Origin of the sequence: Shimia sp. MIT910701 (genome assembly GCF_047126315.1) — a bacterium.
Lineage (GTDB): Bacteria > Pseudomonadota > Alphaproteobacteria > Rhodobacterales > Rhodobacteraceae > Shimia.
In genome coordinates this window covers 2,751,568-2,772,468 of sequence record NZ_CP138953.1, presented here as the reverse complement: position 1 = coordinate 2,772,468, position 20,901 = coordinate 2,751,568, and the positions used below count along the sequence as shown (strand labels likewise).

The following is a 20,901-nucleotide window of genomic DNA, read 5'->3' as shown; positions in this document are numbered from 1 at the left end:
TGCTTGCTTCCTTATTCCACACCCGCACGCGGGCGGCAATCACTGCCTGTGTTCACCTCTTGTTCCAAATTCTTATGAGATCAAAACGAGAACAAATCAAGAGAAAATAATAGGAACATTTTCCATCCCATTCCGTTAAGAAGTGGTTTACAAGAAGAAATCAATTTGAGTTCAACCACACCGAAGGCGCGCAAATGCTTGTTTTCTGGAAACAAAAACTGGTGTTTCTCTCTGTTCCAAAAACCGGAACAACCGCTATTGAGGAGGCATTAGCGCCCTCCGCAGACATGGTGATTTCCAACCCGCCAGAGCTCAAACACGCGCCGGTGTATCGATACAACCGCTTTTTCCGCCCCATGTTTGAGCGGGCTTGCAACACCGATGACCTCGAACTCATGGCCGTGATGCGCGAACCCGTCAGTTGGCTCGCCAGTTGGTACCGATACCGCCGCCGCGATTTTATGCGCGGGCATGCAAACTCTACCCATGAGGTGAGCTTTGAGGAATTTGTGCAGGAGTATATGAAGGGCGACAAGAAAGCGCCCTTTGCCAACGTTGGTAGCCAGGCCAAGTTTCTGGAGCCTCGCCCCAATGGCGTGAAAGTCAACCACATGTTCCGCTACGAAGACCAGCCGCGTCTGCTCGACTTTCTGGAGCAGCGCTTGCAACGCAAGATCCAGCTGGAACGCCGGAACAGCTCGCCAGACATCCCGCTCGATTTGCCCGAAGCCACTATGCAAAAGCTGCGCCGAAAATGTGCAGCCGAGTTTGAGCTCTACGAAAGCCTAACTTAAGAGCTGGAGATCCGCGCTTGAACCGCCTCCGTTAAGTCACTGAGAGAAAACGGCTTTGGCAAGAAGCTTGAGTTCTCAATTCTTGCCTGATCGTCAGAGAAACTGTCTTCTGCGTAGCCGGATACAAAGATCACCGGCACATTGGGATATTCCTCCCGCGCCTGACGCACCCAGCTTGGCCCGTCCATGCCTGGCATGATGACGTCGCTGACAAAAACATCGATCTTTGGGTGATCCATGTCCAGCACTTCCAGCGCCTCTTCACCAGACGCTGCCTCAAGCACGGTGAACCCGCGCATTTTGAGCGCACGCGTTGCAAAGGACCGCACAGGCGCCTCATCTTCCACAAGCAACACAACCCCGCTGTGCTCCACTTCCGGCAAATCCGGCCGTTTACCCGCCTCCGGCGCCACCACCTGCTCTGCGCCCGAACCATGGGCCGGGAACATCAACGTGAACGTCGTGCCTACGCCCTCGGTGCTGTCCACAAAAATATAGCCGCCTGTCTGTTTCACAATCCCATAAGCGGTGCTCAGACCCAAGCCAGTGCCCTCGCCGGTCTTCTTAGTGGTGAAGAACGGTTCAAACACCTTTTGCAACTTGTCCTGCGCGATGCCGATGCCTTGATCTGCCACGGTCACCGACACGTAATTGCCCACCGGCACCACCACGCGATCGCGCTCAAGCGGCGCGTCGAGCTCTACACTTTCTGTGATCACACGGATTTCCCCACCATCCGGCATCGCGTCGCGTGCATTCACCACAAGATTCATCAGCACCTGTTCCAGCTGCCGCTTGTCCGCTCTGATCGCTGGCAACACCGGATCGTTGTTCAACGTCAACGTCACACGCTCGCCTACAAGACGGTTCAACAGGTGGGTCAGGTCAGCCAGGGTATTGCGTAGGTCTAGCACCTCAGGACGCAGGTTTTGTTTGCGCGAAAACGCCAGCAATTGGCCCACAAGCGCCGCTGCACGATTGGCGTTCTGATTGATCTGGATGAGGTCTGCATAGTCCGCATCCCCCTGATCGTGCCGCAGCAACAACAGGTCACAATGGCCTGAAATTGCTGTCAAAAGGTTGTTAAAATCATGTGCCACACCACCGGCCAACTGGCCAATCGCTTGCATTTTCTGGCTCTGAACAAACTGCGCCTCCAGCGACTTCAGCTCAGTAGCATCACTCAGCACCGCAATCAAAGAGGTCTCGCCCCCTTCCACCACGCGGTTCAGGCTGACCTGAACAATCACTTCCTTGTCTTCACGCTTCAAACGCAGAAACTCCGACTGGTTTACAGCCTTGCCCTGCGCCGCTTCCATCAGCCAATCTACTATCGAGCGCCCAAGCCCCTCCATCAGGTCGCCAATCACGGTTTTGGGGGTGATCTCCATATTGACCAAAGACCGCGCCGCGCGGTTCGCCAGTGCCACATCACCTGCTGGCGTCACCTTAAGGATCGCAACAGGCAGTTCGTCAAACTGCACCGCCCCGTCGCGCATCACCGGCACTTCCGTTGGCAATAGGTAGATCTCACGTCGTCCTGCTGTGGCTTCAAACTCCGCCACCAGGCACTGCTGCTCGCCACTTGAGGTGTGCACCACTGTGGCGCTGCGCAGATCGGTAACATCCGGACCAAACACATCGGCGATGGTCTTTTTACGCTCCCCCAACAGGTGCCGCGCGGCCGGGTTCATAAACAAAACTGTCCCGGATCGGCCCACGGTCAGCATCGGCAACCGCGGCGCCCCGCCCGCATGCTGCGCGTCTGCTACCGGATTAGACCGTTGGATGCTCCACAACAAAACGCCAAATTCCAAAGTCTTCACAGTCAACCGCATCATGCTGTCACGCAAGGACAGTTCTTCTTCGCATTGACCGTCCACAAGGCTGCCCGCAATCAAATCGCGCACCTTGCCCTCCGCATCGAGCACCTGATCGGCGAGCGCCTCAACCATCGTGTCACGCGCGCCCATACCCGCCTCCATGGCGGCTTTGTTGGCGTAGATCACCTGTCCTTCTGGGTTGGACACAAATGTCAGGTCAGAGGCATCTTCAAACATACGACGCAGCAAAGCGACCGCGCGCATTTGTGCGGCTTTCCGGCGCAGCGACACCATCAAGCTGATTGCCGCACCTAGGCCAAGAAGCCCGCTGGCAAACACCATCGCCACACGCATGGGACCGGGTTGCAAAAGAACAGCCGTCACCACCATGACCAAGGCTGCCAAGGCAAGCAATCCGGCATGATGAGGTGTGTGACCCAAATGGCGGGGAGAAGGCCCCTTGGCCTCTGTCGATTCGGACACGTCTGCACCTATTCTTTTACGTCTTCGTTAATATGCGTCAAATTATCTTAAACACGCCTTAACGAAGACAGAAGAAAAAGCGTAAGCCCTCTATATTTTACGCAAAATTGCCCCGAAGAATCCGTCGCCACCTTCGGAAAGCAAAAACTGGCGCTGCCAATCAATCTCCCAAGACGGATTGTTCTGCACAAACTGCTCAATCTGTGCTGTGTTTTCGGCTGTCAAAACCGAACACGTGGCATAGACAAGCGCGCCATCTGATGCCACGAGCTCTTTGGACTGCTCCAGGATCTCCGCTTGGACCCGCTCCAGCTCAGCCAGATCCTCAGGCCGAAACCGCCACTTCGCGTCCGGCGTGCGCCGCCAAGTGCCACTGCCAGAGCACGGCACATCGCAAAGCACCAAATCATACGGCGCTTTGTCCTTTGGCGTTTTCACGACCTGCACCTTTACGCCAGCTCTTTTGGCGCGCGCGGGCAGGTCCGTCATACGATGCTCCAGGGCGTCATGTGCAAAAAACTGTGCTTCGGCACGCCCCGCCATGGCCAGGGTTTTACCGCCTCCTCCTGCGCAATAATCCAGCACTTTCATGCCTTTAGAAAACGAAAGTACCGCAACCGATGCCTGGCTGGAGGCATCCTGCAATTCCACCAAACCATCAAGATAGGCTGCATTGTTCTTGATCCGTCGCGCCCCTTCCGTGACCTCAAGGGCCGTGTCCACCAACGCCATTGTGAGCGTTTCGATGCCATCCTCGGCCAACAACTCTTGCGCCTGCGCCACAGTGGCTTTGCGCAAATTCACCCGCAGGATCACCGGCGCTCGCCCGCGCAGGGCTGCGACATTGTCCTCAAACGCCGCCCCCAAACTGTCGCGCATTGGGGCCTCAAGCCAATCAGGTACGTCCAGCGGCGGATCGCCGACTGGCACCGATTGCTCATCCGCTGAAAGCGCAGCCGGCGCATAGCCTTCCCCGGTGAAGACAGCGTCCAAATCCGCCTGATCCTGACGCAGCACGCCGATCATCAGCCCGCGCCCAGTCAGACCGCCCCCGACAAAGGCCGCCGAGTTCCGCCGACGCAACGCATCAAACACATGATCTCGCACCGCAGCCCGGTCTTTGGAGCCCGCAAAACGACTGCGCCTTGCCCAGCCGGTCAGCGCTTTTTCCGCCGGTGCTCCCACTAAAACCTGGTCCAAAATTTCAATCGCGGCTTGAACGCGTGCTGCTGGCGTCATGTGACCATCCCACTCAATTTCCCACCGTTCGGAACCAACATTCATGCCGTCTCGGATGGTGGCCTGCTCTACATCAATGACGACCTGAACTGCAACTCTTCGCGAACTGCCTAAATTTTAGGCGTAAATCAATTTTAGAGTGATTCCACGCTTCCCGAATCACGCCAAGGGCGCAAAATGCCCTTACCCCTCACAAATAAGACGGGCGCATAAGGCTTCATTAAACTCGACCATTCTACCTCGACATCTGAAACGCCAACAACCAGAGTGTAGCCTGTCATGCCAGCCTTCTTGACGAAACTTTCTACGCGGATAAGCGCGATCGCCGTTGTGGCGCTTGCCCTCGCCGTTGTCCTGACCCTTTTGTTGCAAAACCACATGCGCAACACCGTGGAAACCATGTACAATAAAAAGCTCCTCGAGATCACCGAGACCGCCACAAGCCTGCTTGTGGCGCTGGAGGAAGGGGTTCAGTCAGGAAAATACACGCCAGAACAGGCGCGTGAGCTTGGCCGCGAACAGCTCGAAGCACTGTCTTATGGTGACAACGGATATATGTTTGCCTTTGACACCGACTATATCATGACCGCACACCCATTCCGCCCCCAATGGATCGGTCACAACCAGGCAGAACTCGAAGACCCGAACGGTGTGAAAATCTTCCAGGAAATGCGCAAGGTTGCAGTGGAAAACGGCAGCGGCACCCTGATCTACCACTTCCAGAAGCCGGACAGCGACCTTCAGGAAGCCAAAATTGGTTTTGCCTTCCACTATGAGCCCTGGAACTGGATTGTTGGCACCGGTGCTTATCTCTCCGACATCGAGGCAGAGATGGCAAAGATTCGCAACAAGGCCCTGACCATTCTTGGCGGTATCCTTGTTGTGCTCTCTTTGGTCTCGTACTTCATCATCCGCAGCGTAACCGGCCCAATGGGCGCTCTGCGGACACGCATGGCAGATTTGGCCGAAGGCGACACCGATGCCGATATTCCTTTCACCGAGACCAAGAACGAACTGGGGGACATGGCCCGCACTCTCGATGTGTTCCGCACTGCGCTGCTGCGTCAGCGTGAACTGGAAGCCAACCAGAAAGAAGCCGCGGCGGCCCAGTCCGAAGTGGTCGAGACCCTGTCCGAGCACCTTGCCAGCCTGTCCGGCGGCGATCTGACATCGCAAATCAAGGTGGCCTTCCCGGAGGAATACGAAAAGCTGCGCGCAGACTTCAACGCCTCCATCACCAACCTCAGCACCACTGTCAACGACGTGGTTGACGCGTCTCAGTCGATCCACAATGGGGCTTCTGAAATCAGCCAGGCATCTGACGATCTGTCAAAACGCACGGAGAGCCAGGCCGCCACGCTGGAAGAGACTGCAGCTGCGCTGGATGACCTGACCCGCTCCGTGAAAGCCGCCGCGGACGGCGCGCGCGACGTGGAAGGCACCATGCAAACTGCCAAAACCGAAGCCGAGGAAAGCGGCGAAGTGGTGCGCAATGCCGTCTCTGCCATGACCGAGATCGAGCAAAGCTCCACCCACATTTCCCAGATCATCTCTGTGATTGACGACATCGCCTTCCAGACCAACCTCTTAGCCCTGAACGCCGGTGTCGAAGCCGCCCGCGCAGGTGACGCCGGTCGAGGCTTTGCGGTTGTGGCCTCCGAAGTGCGCAAGCTAGCGCACTCCTCCTCTGAGGCGGCCAACGAAATCAAAGCCCTGATCGACAAGTCATCCGAGCAAGTCGAGCGTGGTGTGAGCCTTGTGGGTCAAACCGGCGATGCGCTGAGCGTGATCGTGGAACGTGTGGTCCACATCTCCGGGATGGTGTCTTCAATCGCCGACGGTGCCACCGAACAGTCGCAAAGCCTGGCAGAAATCAACGCCGGCGTGATGCAGCTGGATCAGGTGACCCAGAAAAACGCCGCCATGGTAGAGGAATCCACCGCCGCGACGCACCTGCTGAAATCCGATGCCGTTGGCCTGGCCAACATGGTTGGTCACTTCAAGTTGGACGGCAAAGCCAAAGCCGACAAACCGGCGGCGCCTGCGAAGGTGACTGAGACGGATTGGCAAGAAGACAAACAGGCGGATCAGCCGAAGTCCAAGCCTGCCGCTAAAAAGCCGGAGGCCCCAAAGCCAGCCCCCGCCGCGCCGAGCTTCACATCAAACGGCAACGCCGCTGAGGAAACCTGGACGGATTTCTAATCCATCCCCTGAAAATCAATCAAAAAAGGGCTGAACCCGCGAAGGTTCAGCCCTTTCGTTTTGCGTCACTTAAACAGCGTCTCAGGCGGCAGTTTTATCCAACCCGGTAGTTTGGCGCTTCGCGGGTGATCTGCACATCATGCACGTGGCTTTCTTTCAAACCCGCGCCGGTGATTTTCACAAACTTACAGTTCTTACGCATCTCGGCCACGGTTGCATTGCCAGTGTAGCCCATCGCCGCGCGCAGACCGCCAACCAGCTGATGCACCACAGTGCCCGCAGGCCCCTTGTAAGGCACCTGCCCTTCAATGCCTTCTGGCACCAGCTTGTCGCTGGCCGCATCCTTCTGGAAATACCGATCCGCAGAGCCACGCGCCATGGCACCAAGAGAGCCCATGCCACGGTACGACTTAAACGAACGACCCTGGTACAGGATCACCTCGCCCGGGCTTTCATCGGTGCCTGCAATCATCGAGCCAACCATCGCACAGGACGCGCCCGCCGCAATCGCTTTGGCAAAATCGCCAGAGAACTTGATGCCACCATCCGCAATCACCGGCACATCGCCTGCAGCGGTTGCGCAGTCGTCAATCGCGGTCAGCTGCGGCACGCCCACGCCAGCCACCATACGTGTGGTACAAATCGAGCCAGGGCCGATGCCCACTTTCACCGCATCCGCGCCCGCATCGATCAACGCTTTGGTTGCTTCCCCTGTCGCAACGTTACCCGCAATCACCTGTACGGAGTTGGACAGGTTTTTCACGCGCTTCACAGCCTCCAGAACCCCTTCTGAGTGGCCGTGCGCGGTGTCGATCACCACAATGTCCACACCGGCATCAATCAGCATTTCAGAACGCGCAAAGCCGCTGTCCCCAACAGAAGACGCCGCCGCCACCCGCAGTCGGCCCAGATCGTCTTTACAGGCCGTTGGGTTCAGCACGGCTTGCTCTGTGTCTTTCAAGGTCAACAGACCGGTCAGCTTGCCGTTGCCATCATGCACCAACAGCTTTTCGATCCGACGCGCCCGCATCAGGCTTTTTGCCTCTTCCAGATCCGCAGGTTCCGCCAGCATCGCCAGATCCGCCGTGGTCATCATCGCATGCACCGGCGTGTCATCAGACTGCGCAAACCGCATGTCACGGTTGGTCACAATGCCCACCACACGGCCCTGCTCATCCACCACCGGGAAGCCGGTGAAGCGATAGCGCTCGATCAACGCCTTGGCATCTGCCAGCGTCTGGTTTGGGGTCAACGTTACTGGGTTATATACAATGCCACTCTCGAAACGTTTCACCCGGCGCACTTCCCGCGCCTGTTGATCTGCGTCCAGGTTCTTGTGGATCACGCCCATGCCACCGGCCTGCGCCATGGCAATCGCCATCCGGCTTTCGGTGACCGTGTCCATCGCGGAACTCAGCAGCGGAATGTTGAGATCGATGGATTTTGTGACCTTCGTACGCGTGTCCGCCGTGGACGGCAGAACTGCAGACGCGGCTGGAACCAGTAGAACATCATCGAAAGTGAGGGCCTCACGAATCTCCATCGCAAATCTCCTGTTGCGGGGCTTCATTTGGCACGTCCCTATCGCATGGCCTTGCACTGTGGAAAACCCCTAAACCGCGCGGAAATGCACCAGTCTCCTCTTTCTGCCCAAAATAGCTTCGCCCAAGGCCCTTCATCAGACTTTCCTGACTCATCGATCAATATTTGCCTCTCCATATGCCGCGCATGAACCAACCCATGCCGTTCCTTGCCTTTCGCCGCAATTTTCGGCAGCTATGCTGCCAGCCAAGCGAACAGACTTGAGGCCTTCTCTATGAGCAGCGACCCACTTGTAATCTTCACCCCTTCCGGCAAACGCGGACATTTTCCGGCGGGCACGCCCATCCTGACAGCTGCGCGCCAACTTGGCGTCGATCTGGACAGCGTCTGTGGTGGCCGTGGGGTTTGCTCAAAATGTCAGATAACTCCTGCCTATGGCGAATTCCCCAAACACGGCGTGACCGTTTCAGAGGACGCATTGTCGGAATGGAATGCGGTAGAACAACGCTACGATGACAAACGCGGTCTGATCAAAGGCCGCCGTCTTGGGTGTCAGGCCACCGTGCAAGGCGATATTGTGATCGACGTGCCGCCAGAGAGCCAGGTGCACAAACAGGTGGTGCGCAAACGCGCCGAGGTGCGCGACATCACTCTGAACCCCACTGTGCACCTGACTTATGTCGAAGTCGAAGAACCCGACATGCACAAACCGTCTGGCGATCTGGAGCGCTTGCTGACCGCGCTCAAAGCCGCCACCGGTCATGCAAAAATCTCGGTGGACACCCATCTCCTGCGCCCGCTACAGCCAATCCTGCGCAAAGGCAATTGGGCGGTAACCGCCGCAGTTCACCAAGACCACACCGGAGCTCCACCCCGCCTGATCGCCCTCTGGCCCGGCTACTTCGAAGGGCCTGTGTACGGCCTCGCCGTCGATCTCGGCTCCACCACAATCGCGGGCCACCTCTGTGATCTGACCTCGGGCGAGGTCGTGGCTTCCTCCGGCCTGATGAACCCGCAAATTCGGTTTGGCGAAGACCTCATGAGCCGCGTCAGCTACGCCATGATGAACAAGGGCGGCGATCTGGAAATGACCGAAGCGGTGCGCGACGGCTTGAACCAGTTGGTCACCGACATCGCCAAAGAGGCCGACATCGCGCCCACACAAATCCTCGACGCGGTCTTTGTCATGAACCCGGTGATGCACCACCTGTTCCTTGGCATCGACCCGTTTGAATTGGGCCAGGCCCCCTTCGCGCTCGCCACATCAGACGCGCTCTCCCTGCCCGCATCCGATCTTGGCCTCAACATCGCCCCCGGCACCCGCGCCTACCTGCTGCCATGCATCGCCGGTCACGTCGGCGCAGACGCCGCCGGTGTGGCACTCTCTGAGGCGCCAGACAAATCCGACGACCTCGCGCTCGTGGTCGACGTGGGCACCAACGCTGAAATCCTGCTGGGTGACAAAAACGGCGTACTGGCGTGCTCCTCCCCAACGGGCCCAGCCTTTGAGGGCGCGCAGATCAGCGCCGGCCAACGCGCCGCGCCCGGCGCGATCGAACGTGTGGAAATTGATCCCGTCACCAAAGAGCCGCGTTTCCGCGTGATTGGCTGTGACCTCTGGTCAGATGACGACGGCTTCACAGCTGCTATCGCCGCAACCGGCATTACCGGCATCTGCGGCTCCGGCATCATCGAAGTCATTGCCGAAATGCGCCTCGCGGGCATCGTTGATGCCTCTGGCCTGATTGGCTCGGCTGAGCAAACTGGCACCTCCCGCTGCTTTGCGGACGGCCGCACCAATTCCTACACGCTGTGGGAAGGTGACGCCGACCAAAAACCTATCACCGTCACCAACGCCGACATCCGCGCCATCCAGATGGCCAAGGCCGCGCTCTACTCCGGCGCGCGCCTGCTGATGGACAAACGCGGCGTGGATCAGGTGGACCGCGTGGTGCTCGCTGGAGCCTTTGGCGCGCATATCTCTGCCAAACACGCCATGGTTCTGGGCATGATCCCTGACTGCCCGCTCGACAAAGTCACCTCCGCAGGCAACGCTGCCGGCACAGGCGCCCGCATCGCGCTTTTGAACCAAGACTCCCGTGGCGACATCGAAACCCTCGTGCGCAAAATCGAGAAGATCGAAACCGCCGTGGAGCCGCGCTTCCAGGAGCATTTTGTGAACGCCTCCGCCCTGCCCAATTCCGCCGATCCCTTCCCGATCCTGCGCGGCGTGGTCGACCTACCAGACGTCAGTTTCAACACTGGCGGCGGCGGAGATGACGCCGCGGGCGGTCGCCGCCGCCGCCGGCGTCGCGGCTAGGTAAATCGCGCTTGACCCTCCCGCAGCGCTGTCCTACCAACAGGCGTGCTGCGGGTATGGTGAAAAGGTATCACACGAGCTTCCCAAGCTCTGGTTACGGGTTCGATTCCCGTTACCCGCTCCACGAAATCAATGACTTAAATTGCAAATTTAAAGCAAAACGCCGCATCCCATAGGAACGCGGCGCTGTTAGCAGTTCTTTGAAATGCGCTTAATCACGCATGCTCAGTATGTGATCGAGCAACGCAATTGTCGACGCGCTTGATCCGTCCGGCGCGCCTTTGCCTTCCATCGCTGGCACCAAACCATTGGCCAGTTCTTTGCCAAGCTCCACCCCCCATTGGTCGTAAGAGTTGATGCCATAGATCACGCCTTCGACAAACACCCGATGCTCATACATCGCCACAATCTGCCCCAGCACGTAAGGCGTCAGGCGCGGATAGACCAAAGTGGTCGACGGGCGGTTGCCTTCAAACACGCGGTGTTTGGCCAACTGATCCAGTTTAGCGCCTGATACGCCCTTTTCCTCCAGCTGCGCTCGCGCTTCCGCCTCCGTGCGGCCTTTCAACAAAGCTTCCGACTGCGCCAGACAATTGGCCACCAAAGCGCGGTGATGCTCGCTCAAAGCAGGCTCATGCCCTTCGGCGCCCACCATAAACTCACACGGCACAACCTGCTGCCCTTGGTGGATCAACTGATAAAACGCGTGCTGACCATTGGTTCCAGGTTCGCCCCAGACCACCGGCCCGGCCACGCGATCCAGCCGCGCCCCATCCAAGGCCACGCCCTTGCCGTTGCTCTCCATCTCAAGCTGCTGCAGATATGCAGGCAACCGCGCCAACCGTTGCTCATAAGGCAAAACGGCCCGTGTGCCATGCCCACAAATTTGCTGATGCCAAATGCCAACCAACGCCAACAACACCGGCAGGTTTTCCTCAAGCGGCGCAACGCAGAAGTGTTGGTCCATCGCCTGGGCTCCCTCAAGGAAGCTCTCAAACGCCTTTGGCCCAATCGCCAGCATCAGCGAAAAGCCAATTGGTCCCCAAACCGAGTAGCGCCCGCCGACCCAATCTTCAAAGCCAAACACCCGCTCCGCCGGAATGCCAAACAACGCACAACGATCCACGGCGGAGGAAATCGCCACAAACCGCCTCAGCGCGTCCGGGCCACCGGCCCAATCCATCACCGTGCGCGCATTCATCAAAGTTTCTTGCGTGGTAAACGTCTTGGACGCCACAATCACCAACGTGCTTTCCGGATCAAGCCCTGCAAGCGTATCGGTCGCATCTGCACCATCGACATTGGAAATAAAGTGGCACTTTGGACCATCTCCATAGGGCTCAAGCGCCATAACCGCCATCAAAGGTCCAAGGTCAGAGCCGCCAATCCCGATGTTCACCACATCCGTGATACGCTTGCCGTTGCCCGGGAAGCTGCCATCGCGCACCGCGCTGGCCAGCTTAGCCATCCGCGCACGGGTTTCGCGAACCTCCGGCAACACATCCAGACCGTCCACAACCAAAGGATCGTCTCCCAGGTTGCGCAGCGCCGTGTGCAGCACGGACCGGTCCTCTGTGACGTTGATCCTCTCGCCCGCAAACATCGCCGTCCGTTTGGCCGCCACACCCGCAGCCTCCGCCAGTCGGATCAAGGCCGCCTTGGCATCGGCATCAATCGAGGTCTTACTGTAGTCAAACAGCAACCCATCTGTCTTCAGGGTAAATTCCTGCGCCCGGTTCTCATCGGCTTCAAAAAGCGCCGAAATCTGACGCGATGCCGCGCCTTCGCGTAGCGCGTCCAGTTCAGTCCACATACCCAATCACTCCGTCCAATGTACTTCAGCACCGGTGGAAATAGATTTGATCGGCGCCTCTTCTTTTGGCAGTTTCTGCGCGGCCTGCAAAGCTTCACGCTTGTCCGCACCTTTGATCAGAATATGCTTGCGCACCGCCGCATCCAGCACCCGCGCAGACAGCGTGATCCGCACATCCGGCAAATCTTCACGTCGGATGGGCACCAATACCGGCGCGTCCGAGGCCAATGCCGCCTTAAGCCCATCCGCTTTGGGGAACAATGACGCCGTGTGCATATCCGCGCCCATACCCAGCAAGGCCACATCCACCGGCAGCGCCCCCAGAATGGTGGTCTCCAACTCAGCCAACACGGCCTCTGGCGCCTCAGCTGGCGCATACAGCGGCAAATACCGCGCCGCCACAGCCCGGTTGGTCAAAAGGCGTGATTTCACCAACGCAGAGTTGGACCGCTCGTGATCCTCTGGCACCCAGCGTTCGTCCGTCAGGATCACATCCACGCGGTCCCAATCCAGATCCGCCGCACTCAGCGCATCAAAAATCGGCCCTGGCGTGGTACCTCCTGGCACTGCAAGCACCACACGGTCTTTGTTGTGCAGCGCTTCCGCCAAATCATCCGCCAGCACGCTGGCAACATCCATCGCCATCATCTCTGCATCGGGGTAGGTGTTGAAGTTCATTTGCCCAATCCTCTCCAGTTTCGCCCGTCCCGGCGCATCATCACGGCCGCGTCATCCGGCCCATAAGAAAACGCGTCATAAGGCTTTGGTACATCGCCCCGCGCTTCCCATCCGCGAATGATCGGGTCGGTCCAGGCCCAGGCCGCTTCCACCTCATCATCGCGCATAAACAGTGTTTGGTTGCCACGGATCACATCCATGATCAGCCGCTCGTAAGCATCCGCTGTGCCTTGCCCTTTTGGCCCCAAAGCCTCGGCAAAACTCATATCCAGCGGCACATCCACCAACCGCATCCCCCCTGGCCCCGGCTCCTTGATGGTCACATTTAATGTAATTCCTTCATTGGGTTGCAGCTGAATGCTCAACTCATTGCGATGCCGTCCAGCTTCATCGCCAAAGATCGAATGGGGCGTATCTTTGAACACCACAGTGATCTCGCTATCGCGCTCAGACAACCGTTTGCCTGTACGCAGGTAAAACGGCGTGCCAGCCCACCGCCAGTTGTTCACCTGACACTTCAGAGCAATGAAGCTCTCGGTCTTGGAGCGTGGATTTTCAACATCTTCACGATAGCTGTCCGCCCCATCCGCGGCTGTATATTGCCCGCGTACAATGTGGTGCGGCGCAACTGTATCCAACGCACGGATCACCTTCAGCTTCTCATCACGCACCGCATCCGGCTCAAACTGCGACGGAGGCTCCATGGCAATCAAACACAGAAGCTGCATCAAGTGGTTCTGCACCATATCGCGCATTGCCCCCGAGCGCTCATAATACTCGCCACGTCCTGCCACACCGACGCTTTCGGCTACGGTGATCTGGATATGGTCGATGTATTGCGCGTTCCACAGCGGCTCAAACAGCATATTGCCAAAGCGCACCGCCATCAGGTTCTGCACCGTCTCTTTGCCAAGATAGTGGTCGATGCGGTAAATCTGGCTCTCGTCAAAATACTGCGCCAACTCGCGGTTCAATGCCTGCGCTGTTTCAAGGTCATGACCAAATGGCTTTTCCACTACGATCCGCGTGTCTTCTTGTGTTAAGCCATGCCGCTTCAACCCTTTGGCCAGATCCGAATACACACCAGGTCCAACCGAAAAATAGAACGCCCGCACCGACTCCGGCTTGAGCAGCGCCGCCAACTCGTTCCAGCCGCCCTCGCCGCGCGCATCCACGGCAACATAATGCAAATTGGCGCAAAAACCGTCCACGGCTCGGGCATCTTGCGCCGCCTCGCCTGCAAACTCGCGCAACGCTTCGGCGACAGACGTGCGATACGCATCTTCGGTCAATTCACTACGCGCCGCACCGATCACTTGACTGCCGTCGGGCATCTGACCGGAACAATACCGCTTGAACAAGGCCGGCAGAATTTTTCGCCGCGCCAAATCCCCCGTTCCTCCAAAGATCACAAGATCAAACGTTTCCACGGGAATGATACGCGAAACCATGGGGCCTCTTTCCTTTTCGGCAGTCCGGGTTTTACCGGAATATCGTTAGCGCTAACGACCTCATAACACCGCCACTCTAACACCGCAACCTCACATCACAACTGTGTCAAACACCTCGTCACCGCTTTACTTGCCCATATCTGTCTGACTAGTACCGAGGAAGGACAGGAACATGGCAGGCACATGAAAGATCACGTAAATATCGGGAAGTTCAACGATCCCTTTATCACCGCCAAAGGTGAAACTCGCGCTCATGTCGCACTCACGGACCCGCAAACGCTCTGGTTCAACACCGGCACGCTCTGCAACATTCAGTGCGAGAACTGCTACATCCTTTCGTCTCCCACCAATGACGCGCTGCTCTACATCACTGCTGACGAGGTCTCCGACTACCTAGATCAGCTCGATACGCGCAATTGGGGTGTGCGCGAAATCGCCTTCACCGGCGGCGAGCCGTTTATGAACCCGGAGATGATCGACATCACACGCCGATCGTTGGAACTCGGGTACGAAGTGTTGATCCTCACAAACGCCATGCAACCTCTCATGCGAAAACGTGTGCGGGAAGGCCTCCTGGACCTGCGTGAAACCTATCGCGACAAGCTGACCTTCCGTATTTCGATCGATCACTGGAGTGCTGAACACCACGACACGGAACGAGGTGTTGGCTCGTTTGAGCGCATGTTACTCGGCATGCAATGGCTGCGCGATGAAGGCTTTCAGATGACTGCCGCCGGCCGCAGCATTTGGGGAGAAAGCGAAGCGGACGCCCGCCAAGGCTATGCCGAGCTTTTCAATAGTCTCAACATTCCAATCGACGCCCTAAATCCGGCGCAAACGATGTTATTTCCAGAAATGGATGAAAGCGTCGAAGTTCCTGAAATTACAACTGAGTGCTGGGGGATCTTAAACAAATCTCCAAATGAAGTTATGTGCGCAAGTTCCCGCATGGTCGTGCGTCGCAAGGGTTCAGAGCGCGCTTCGGTTGTGGCCTGCACACTGCTGCCATACGTCGAGGAATTTGACCTCGGCCCAACCTTAAAAGACGCGGAAAAGCCAGTGCTGCTCAACCACCCGCACTGCGCCAAATTCTGCGTCCTTGGCGGCGCGTCCTGTTCGGCCTAACAGGACGAGTAAAAATCCAAACACAAAAACGGCACAGCTCCACCAACGTATATTCTCTGGCGGAGCTGTGATCCTTTTCTACGCTAAGTCAAAGACTTCTGATCCAAAGTTGTTGAACTCATTGAATTCCTCGAGGCTATTGCTGTGATCAAGGATCGCTGTGAAAACATAGCTTTCATTCGCGTTCGCCCCCGCAGCGAACAGTGCCTCGCTAAGATCATCCAACTGAATGACTTGCGTATCTCCGCCTGCAAACAACGTGGTGTTGCCAGTTTCCAAAACCAAAACCGGGCCTCCGTTCTCTGCACTTGCGACGATCTGATAGTCCACTGGCCCACTCAACACATCGTTCCCGCCAAGAGACGCTTTAAAAACAAACGACTCACTTCCGTCAGCCTGCAGCACTGAACGCGCTTCGGTCACATACGCGTCCGGTAGAATGACCGGAGCGTAAAGCTCCGCTACCCCGGTATTGTTGTTTTCATTTGTCTCGCTGATCGTGTTCTGTGGATCAAGCGTCACGCGGAACTCATAGGTCTCGTTTAAAGCATCCTGCCCCAAACCATAAATCTGCGCAGCTACATCCGGAATAGTGATTGAACCTGAACTGTTGCCCACCGGGGCCGCGATCACGCCTGTCGCGAAAACGGTCCCTACCGTTTCGCCCGGCGCAATAAGTTCGACTTGATAGTTCACCGCACCGTGGAACGCGCGCAAATCAACAATTGAATAGTCAAATTGCAACGACGCCTGCATGACGCCATCCAACACCCCTTCCTCGGTGATCGACACCTGCTGAACAGCCAAGTCAGCAGGCATATCCGGCAACGGCTGGCCTACAAATGTCATTGTATTGTTCGTCTCATCCGTCTCTGCGATGATGTTCCCGCTGTCCAAACGGACTTCGTAAGTCAGGCTTTGCCCAATGAGCTCCGGGTAATTGGCGTATATTTCGTCGTGGTTGAACTGTGCCCGCACCTGCGCGCTCTGCCCTGGGTTCAACTTAGACAACCCGCCTTCCTTAACTTGCAAAAGCTCTGTCCCATCAGGGGCAAAGGCAACAATCGTGTATTTTGCCCCATAGCCCATGGAACCTACATCGTCGTTTGCATAGAAGAAGCGTATCTCGGCGATATGGCTATCGCCCTGCGTTCCTCTATCACCATAGCCGTTCGCGTAATTGTCGACGAACGCCAAATCTGGACCAATGACAGGCAGCGGATCTCCGACAAAAGTCAATGTGTTGTTGGTTTCGTCGGTTTCAGAGACAAGGCTACCACTGTCCAAACGCACTTCATACGTCAATCTTTGCCCTACAAGTTCTGGGTGATTGGCATAGATCTGATCATGATTGAAGTAAGCCCGAATCTGCTTGTTTTGTCCCGGGTCAAGCTTGCCCACGACCCCTTCTTTCACAACCATCAGCTCAGTACCGTCGGGAGCAAACGCAACGATTGAATAGTGTGCAGAAGCTTCCATTGTTCCGACATCGTCATTTCTTGCAACGAACTGGATCTGCGCTGAATGCCGGTCACTGAAGACTCCCTTGTCTGAATAGCCATCAGAATATGTGGGTTGGAAGGTAAGGTCCGGACCAATGACAGGCAGCGGATCTCCGATAAAAGTCAATGTGTTGTTGGTTTCGTCGGTTTCAGAGACAAGGCTGCCGCTGTCCAAACGCACTTCATACGTCAAGCTTTGCCCAGCGAGTTCTGGGTGATTGGCATAGATCTGATCATGATTGAAGTAGGCCCGGATCTGCTTGTTTTGTCCCGGGGCGAGCTTGCCCACGACCCCTTCTTTTACAACCATCAGCTCAGTACCGTCGGGAGCAAACGCAACGATTGAATAGTGTGCAGAAGCTTCCATTGTTCCGACATCGTCATTTCTTGCAACGAACTGGATCTGCGCTGAATGCCGATCACTGAAGACTCCTTTGTCTGAATAGCCATCAGAATAGGTGGGTTGGAACGTCAAATCAGGCCCAATCACCGGCAGCGGTTCACCCGCAAACATCATTTTATTGTTGGTTTCATCGGTCTCGGCAATTGCACTGCCCACATCGACCCGCACTTCATAGCTTAGCGCCTGCCCAATCAGCTCAGGGTAGCTTGTATAAATGTTCGCGTGATCAAAAGCCGCGGTGATGTTTTTGCTGGACCCAGCAGAAATCGCGCTGAAATTTGCATCTGCCATGACCATAAGTTCCGTGCCATCCGGCGCATAGGCAACAACTTGGTACCTTGCGGAACTCGGCATGGCACTTGTGCCATCGTTCGTCACCCAGAAGCGCACCTGCCCCCTATGGACATCGTTGGAAACACCCAGATCGCTGTACTGGTTTCCCGAATAAAGGCCGAGCCGAAGGTCTACACTCATCTCAAATTATTCCCGTTTAGATTTAACCTTCAGTTCAATTGCACCAAAACCGTTAATGGCTAGTTATCGCTAAACGGACCGAAGAGACCTCAGTTTGCAACCTTAAGCAATCTATCAACCAATCCAGTCTGGAGAGGGACACTGCACCATTGCACCCTATATGATGCCTCTGATATAAGCGTTCCAACAACATATGGACCGCCAAATAGAAGCGAGACTGGGACTTGAGCGACACGCCGGAAACCCCTGAAAACGAAGAAGAAACCACACACGAGCGGATGATCCACGACGGTCCTTCTGTGACCATCGAGGAGGAAATGCGCGCCAGCTACCTTGACTACGCAATGAGCGTGATCGTCAGCCGCGCCATTCCCGATCTGCGTGACGGCCTGAAACCGGTGCACCGCCGCATCCTTTATGCCATGCATGAGACCGGCAACACCCACGACAAGGCCTACCGCAAGTCGGCGCGTCCTGTGGGCGACGTGATGGGTAAATACCACCCGCACGGCGACTCCGCGATCTATGACGCGTTGGTGCGTATGGCGCAGGATTTCTCCATGTCCCTGCCACTGCTGGATGGTCAGGGTAACTTTGGCTCCATGGACGGCGACAACCCGGCGGCCATGCGTTACACCGAAGTTCGCATGGACAAGCCTGCTGGCGCGCTGCTGTCTGACATCGACAAGGAAACCGTCGATTTTCAGGACAACTACGACGGCAAGGACCAGGAACCGACCGTACTTCCGGCCCGTTTCCCGAACATGCTGGTCAACGGCGCGGGTGGTATTGCGGTGGGTATGGCCACCAATATCCCGCCACACAACCTTGGCGAAGTCATCGACGCCACTCTGGCGCTGATCGACGATCCGGACCTGACCTCCGAACAGCTGATCGATTACGTGCCCGGTCCGGATTTCCCGACCGGCGGCATCTTGTTGGGTCGTTCCGGCGCCCGCAAAGCCTACCTAGAAGGCCGCGGCAGCGTCATCATCCGCTCCAAAACCAGCGTCGAAGAAATCCGCAAGGACCGCTACGCGATAGTCATCGATGAGATTCCTTATCAGGTGAACAAGGCCGCTATGATCGAAAAGATCGCCGAAGCGGCCCGCGACAAGCGCATCGAAGGCATCGCCCACGTTCAGGATGAATCCGACCGCGACGGCGTGCGCGTTGTTGTCGAGCTCAAGCGTGACGCCACCGCCGAGGTGGTGCTGAACCAATTGTTCCGTTTCACCCCGATGCAAACGCACTTTGGCTGTAACATGCTAGCCCTGAACGGTGGTCGTCCGGAGCAGCTCACCCTGCGCCGCTTCCTGACCTCCTTCATCGACTTCCGCGAAGAAGTGGTCGCCCGCCGCACCGCCTATCTGCTACGCAAAGCCCGCGAGCGCAGCCACATTCTCTGTGGCTTGGCCGTCGCTGTGACAAACGTGGACGAGGTGGTTGCGACCATCCGTGCCTCTGCGGATGCGGCTGAAGCGCGTGAAAAGCTGATGACCCGCCGCTGGCCAGCGGAAAGCATCGCCGCCTATATTCGTCTGATTGACGATCCAACCCACACCATGAATGAGGACGGGACCTACAACCTGTCCGAAACTCAGGCCCGCGCGATCCTCGAATTGCGCCTGCAACGTCTGACCCAGATTGGTGTGAAAGAAGTCACCGACGAACTTGAAGAACTGGCCTCTAAGATCAAGGAATACCTTGAAATTCTCGGATCTCGTGAGCGCATCATGGGCATCATCGGCGACGAGTTGCGCGAAGTGCGTGAAGCCTTCGCTGTGCCACGTCGCACGGAAATCGTCGACTGGTCCGGTGACATGGACGACGAAGATCTGATCGAGCGCGAGGACATGGTGGTGACCGTGACCTCCGGTGGCTACATCAAGCGCACCCCACTCGCCGATTTCCGCGCCCAGAAGCGTGGCGGCAAGGGCATTTCTGGCATGCAAACCAAAGAAGAGGACGTGGTCACCACGCTCTTTGTGGCCAACACCCACACGCAGCTTTTGTTCTTCACCACCGACGGCATGGCCTATAAACTCAAGACCTGGCGCCTGCCGCTGGGCGGCCGCACCGCCAAGGGCAAGGCCATTGTGAACATCCTGCCGATCCCAACCGGCGTCTCGATCGCGGCCATCATGCCGGTCGACCGTCCAGAGGATGAGTGGGACGATCTGCAGATCATGTTTGCGACCTCCGCAGGCACTGTGCGCCGCAACCGCCTGTCCGATTTCACCAACGTGAAATCCAACGGCAAAATTGCGATGAAGTTTGAGGACGACAACGCCGACACCAAGTTGATCAACGCGCGCATCTGTACCGAAGAGGACGATGTGATGCTGGTGACCAACTCCGGCCGCGCGATCCGTTTCCCAACCACCGAAGTGCGCGTGTTCAATTCTCGCGCCTCTGTGGGTGTGCGTGGCATCAAGCTCAATGGCGATGACGAAGTGGTCTCCATGTCCGTGATCCGCCACTTCCGCGCCGAAAGCGAAGAGCGCGCCGCCTACCTCAAAATGCGCCGCGCCGTGGCCGGTCTGGCCGATGACGCCAGCGATGACGAGGAAGCACCAGCCGGTGAACTCTCCCAGGAGCGCTACGCCGAAATGTCCGCAGCTGAAAACTTGATCCTGACCATCACCGCTGGTGGCGCAGGCAAGCTCAGCTCCAGCCACGACTATCCGGTCCGCGGCCGCGGAGGTCAGGGTGTGGCCACCATGGACAAAAACATGCGCGGTGGTGCGCTGGTGGCATCCTTCCCTGTGGAGATGGGCGATCAGATCATGCTGGCAACCTCCAAGGGCCAATCGATCCGTGTTCCGGTGGATGGCATCTCCTTCCGCTCCCGATCCGCCGGTGGCGTGCGGGTGTTCAACACCGGCAAAGGCGAAGAAGTGGTCTCTGTGGCTTGGATTGCTGAGCAGGACGAAGATGAGGTTGGCAGCGAGGAGTAATCTCGCCCCACATGTGACAAACGCCAAATGGCCCCGCACAACCGTGTGGGGCCATTTGCTTTTCTGAGGTCAGATTTATGTTGCCAGGCAAT

At 57.2% G+C, this 20,901-nt stretch carries 12 protein-coding genes and 1 tRNA gene; 6 read left to right on the top strand and 7 right to left on the bottom strand.

Translation table 11 applies throughout. The features are described 5' to 3' along the window. The first annotated feature begins 194 nt into the window (after positions 1-194). On the top strand, positions 195-794 hold the full coding sequence (locus SIB38_RS13360) for a sulfotransferase family 2 domain-containing protein (RefSeq protein WP_294119263.1): 600 nt from the start codon (positions 195-197) through the stop codon (positions 792-794). On the opposite strand, the gene SIB38_RS13355 is transcribed toward SIB38_RS13360, so the two are convergent. Next, the gene (locus tag SIB38_RS13355) at positions 791-3,007 is read right to left on the bottom strand and encodes an ATP-binding protein (protein ID WP_412552045.1); all 2,217 of its coding nucleotides are present in this window, start codon (positions 3,005-3,007) and stop codon (positions 791-793) included. The two genes, SIB38_RS13360 and SIB38_RS13355, sit on opposite strands and share 4 nt — an antisense overlap. Before the next feature lie 183 nt (positions 3,008-3,190). Further along, a complete protein-coding gene (locus SIB38_RS13350) occupies positions 3,191-4,339 on the bottom strand; it encodes an RsmB/NOP family class I SAM-dependent RNA methyltransferase (RefSeq protein WP_412550354.1) in 1,149 nt (382 codons plus the stop codon). Positions 4,340-4,630: 291 nt separating this feature from the next. On the opposite strand from SIB38_RS13350, the gene SIB38_RS13345 reads away from it, so the two are divergent. Beyond that, complete coding sequence (locus SIB38_RS13345; protein ID WP_412550353.1) at positions 4,631-6,541, top strand: methyl-accepting chemotaxis protein; 1,911 nt, start codon at positions 4,631-4,633, stop codon at positions 6,539-6,541. 94 nt (positions 6,542-6,635) lie between these two features. Here the strand turns inward: SIB38_RS13345 and guaB are convergent, their stop codons facing one another. Continuing rightward, positions 6,636-8,084: an IMP dehydrogenase gene (gene guaB, locus SIB38_RS13340; protein ID WP_294119257.1), complete on the bottom strand. Its 1,449-nt coding sequence runs from the start codon at positions 8,082-8,084 to the stop codon at positions 6,636-6,638. Positions 8,085-8,357: 273 nt separating this feature from the next. On the opposite strand from guaB, the gene SIB38_RS13335 reads away from it, so the two are divergent. Both SIB38_RS13335 and SIB38_RS13330 read left to right on the top strand, forming a co-directional pair. Then, positions 8,358-10,403: an ASKHA domain-containing protein gene (locus tag SIB38_RS13335; RefSeq protein WP_294119256.1), complete on the top strand. Its 2,046-nt coding sequence runs from the start codon at positions 8,358-8,360 to the stop codon at positions 10,401-10,403. Positions 10,404-10,453: 50 nt separating this feature from the next. Further along, a tRNA-Gly gene (locus SIB38_RS13330) sits at positions 10,454-10,527 on the top strand. Between the two features lie 87 nt (positions 10,528-10,614). Here the strand turns inward: SIB38_RS13330 and pgi are convergent. Genes pgi through zwf form a run of 3 tightly spaced genes read right to left on the bottom strand, consistent with a single transcriptional unit; the run spans position 10,615 to position 14,345 of the window. After that, positions 10,615-12,216: a glucose-6-phosphate isomerase gene (pgi, locus tag SIB38_RS13325; protein WP_412550352.1), complete on the bottom strand. Its 1,602-nt coding sequence runs from the start codon at positions 12,214-12,216 to the stop codon at positions 10,615-10,617. Between the two features lie 6 nt (positions 12,217-12,222). Further along, complete coding sequence (pgl, locus tag SIB38_RS13320) at positions 12,223-12,894, bottom strand: 6-phosphogluconolactonase (protein WP_294119253.1); 672 nt, start codon at positions 12,892-12,894, stop codon at positions 12,223-12,225. Then, positions 12,891-14,345 carry a glucose-6-phosphate dehydrogenase gene (zwf, locus tag SIB38_RS13315; RefSeq protein ID WP_412550351.1) on the bottom strand — a complete coding sequence of 485 codons (1,455 nt, stop codon included), beginning with the start codon at positions 14,343-14,345 and terminating at the stop codon, positions 12,891-12,893. Before zwf ends, pgl begins: the two co-directional genes overlap by 4 nt. 183 nt (positions 14,346-14,528) lie before the next feature. Between zwf and SIB38_RS13310 the strand changes: the two genes are divergently transcribed. Next, positions 14,529-15,470, top strand: coding sequence for a radical SAM protein (locus tag SIB38_RS13310; protein ID WP_412550350.1), 942 nt, complete (start codon positions 14,529-14,531; stop codon positions 15,468-15,470). Positions 15,471-15,548: 78 nt separating this feature from the next. Here SIB38_RS13310 and SIB38_RS13305 read toward each other — a convergent pair whose 3' ends face one another. After that, positions 15,549-17,849: a CARDB domain-containing protein gene (locus SIB38_RS13305; protein ID WP_412550349.1), complete on the bottom strand. Its 2,301-nt coding sequence runs from the start codon at positions 17,847-17,849 to the stop codon at positions 15,549-15,551. 224 nt (positions 17,850-18,073) lie between these two features. Between SIB38_RS13305 and gyrA the strand changes: the two genes are divergently transcribed. Next, a complete protein-coding gene (gene gyrA, locus SIB38_RS13300) occupies positions 18,074-20,809 on the top strand; it encodes a DNA gyrase subunit A (protein WP_412550348.1) in 2,736 nt (911 codons plus the stop codon). Positions 20,810-20,901: the final 92 nt, after the last annotated feature.

Bases quoted from the DNA above. Each gene is read 5' to 3' on its own strand.
- SIB38_RS13360 (WP_294119263.1), top strand. From the start codon at position 195: ATGCTTGTTTTCTGGAAACAAAAACTGGTGTTTCTCTCTGTTCCAAAA.
- SIB38_RS13355 (WP_412552045.1), bottom strand. From the start codon at position 3,007: ATGGTGGTGACGGCTGTTCTTTTGCAACCCGGTCCCATGCGTGTGGCG.
- SIB38_RS13350 (WP_412550354.1), bottom strand. From the start codon at position 4,339: ATGACGCCAGCAGCACGCGTTCAAGCCGCGATTGAAATTTTGGACCAG.
- guaB (WP_294119257.1), bottom strand. From the start codon at position 8,084: ATGGAGATTCGTGAGGCCCTCACTTTCGATGATGTTCTACTGGTTCCA.
- SIB38_RS13335 (WP_294119256.1), top strand. From the start codon at position 8,358: ATGAGCAGCGACCCACTTGTAATCTTCACCCCTTCCGGCAAACGCGGA.
- pgi (WP_412550352.1), bottom strand. From the start codon at position 12,216: ATGTGGACTGAACTGGACGCGCTACGCGAAGGCGCGGCATCGCGTCAG.
- pgl (WP_294119253.1), bottom strand. From the start codon at position 12,894: ATGAACTTCAACACCTACCCCGATGCAGAGATGATGGCGATGGATGTT.
- zwf (WP_412550351.1), bottom strand. From the start codon at position 14,345: ATGGTTTCGCGTATCATTCCCGTGGAAACGTTTGATCTTGTGATCTTT.
- SIB38_RS13310 (WP_412550350.1), top strand. From the start codon at position 14,529: ATGAAAGATCACGTAAATATCGGGAAGTTCAACGATCCCTTTATCACC.
- SIB38_RS13305 (WP_412550349.1), bottom strand. From the start codon at position 17,849: ATGAGTGTAGACCTTCGGCTCGGCCTTTATTCGGGAAACCAGTACAGC.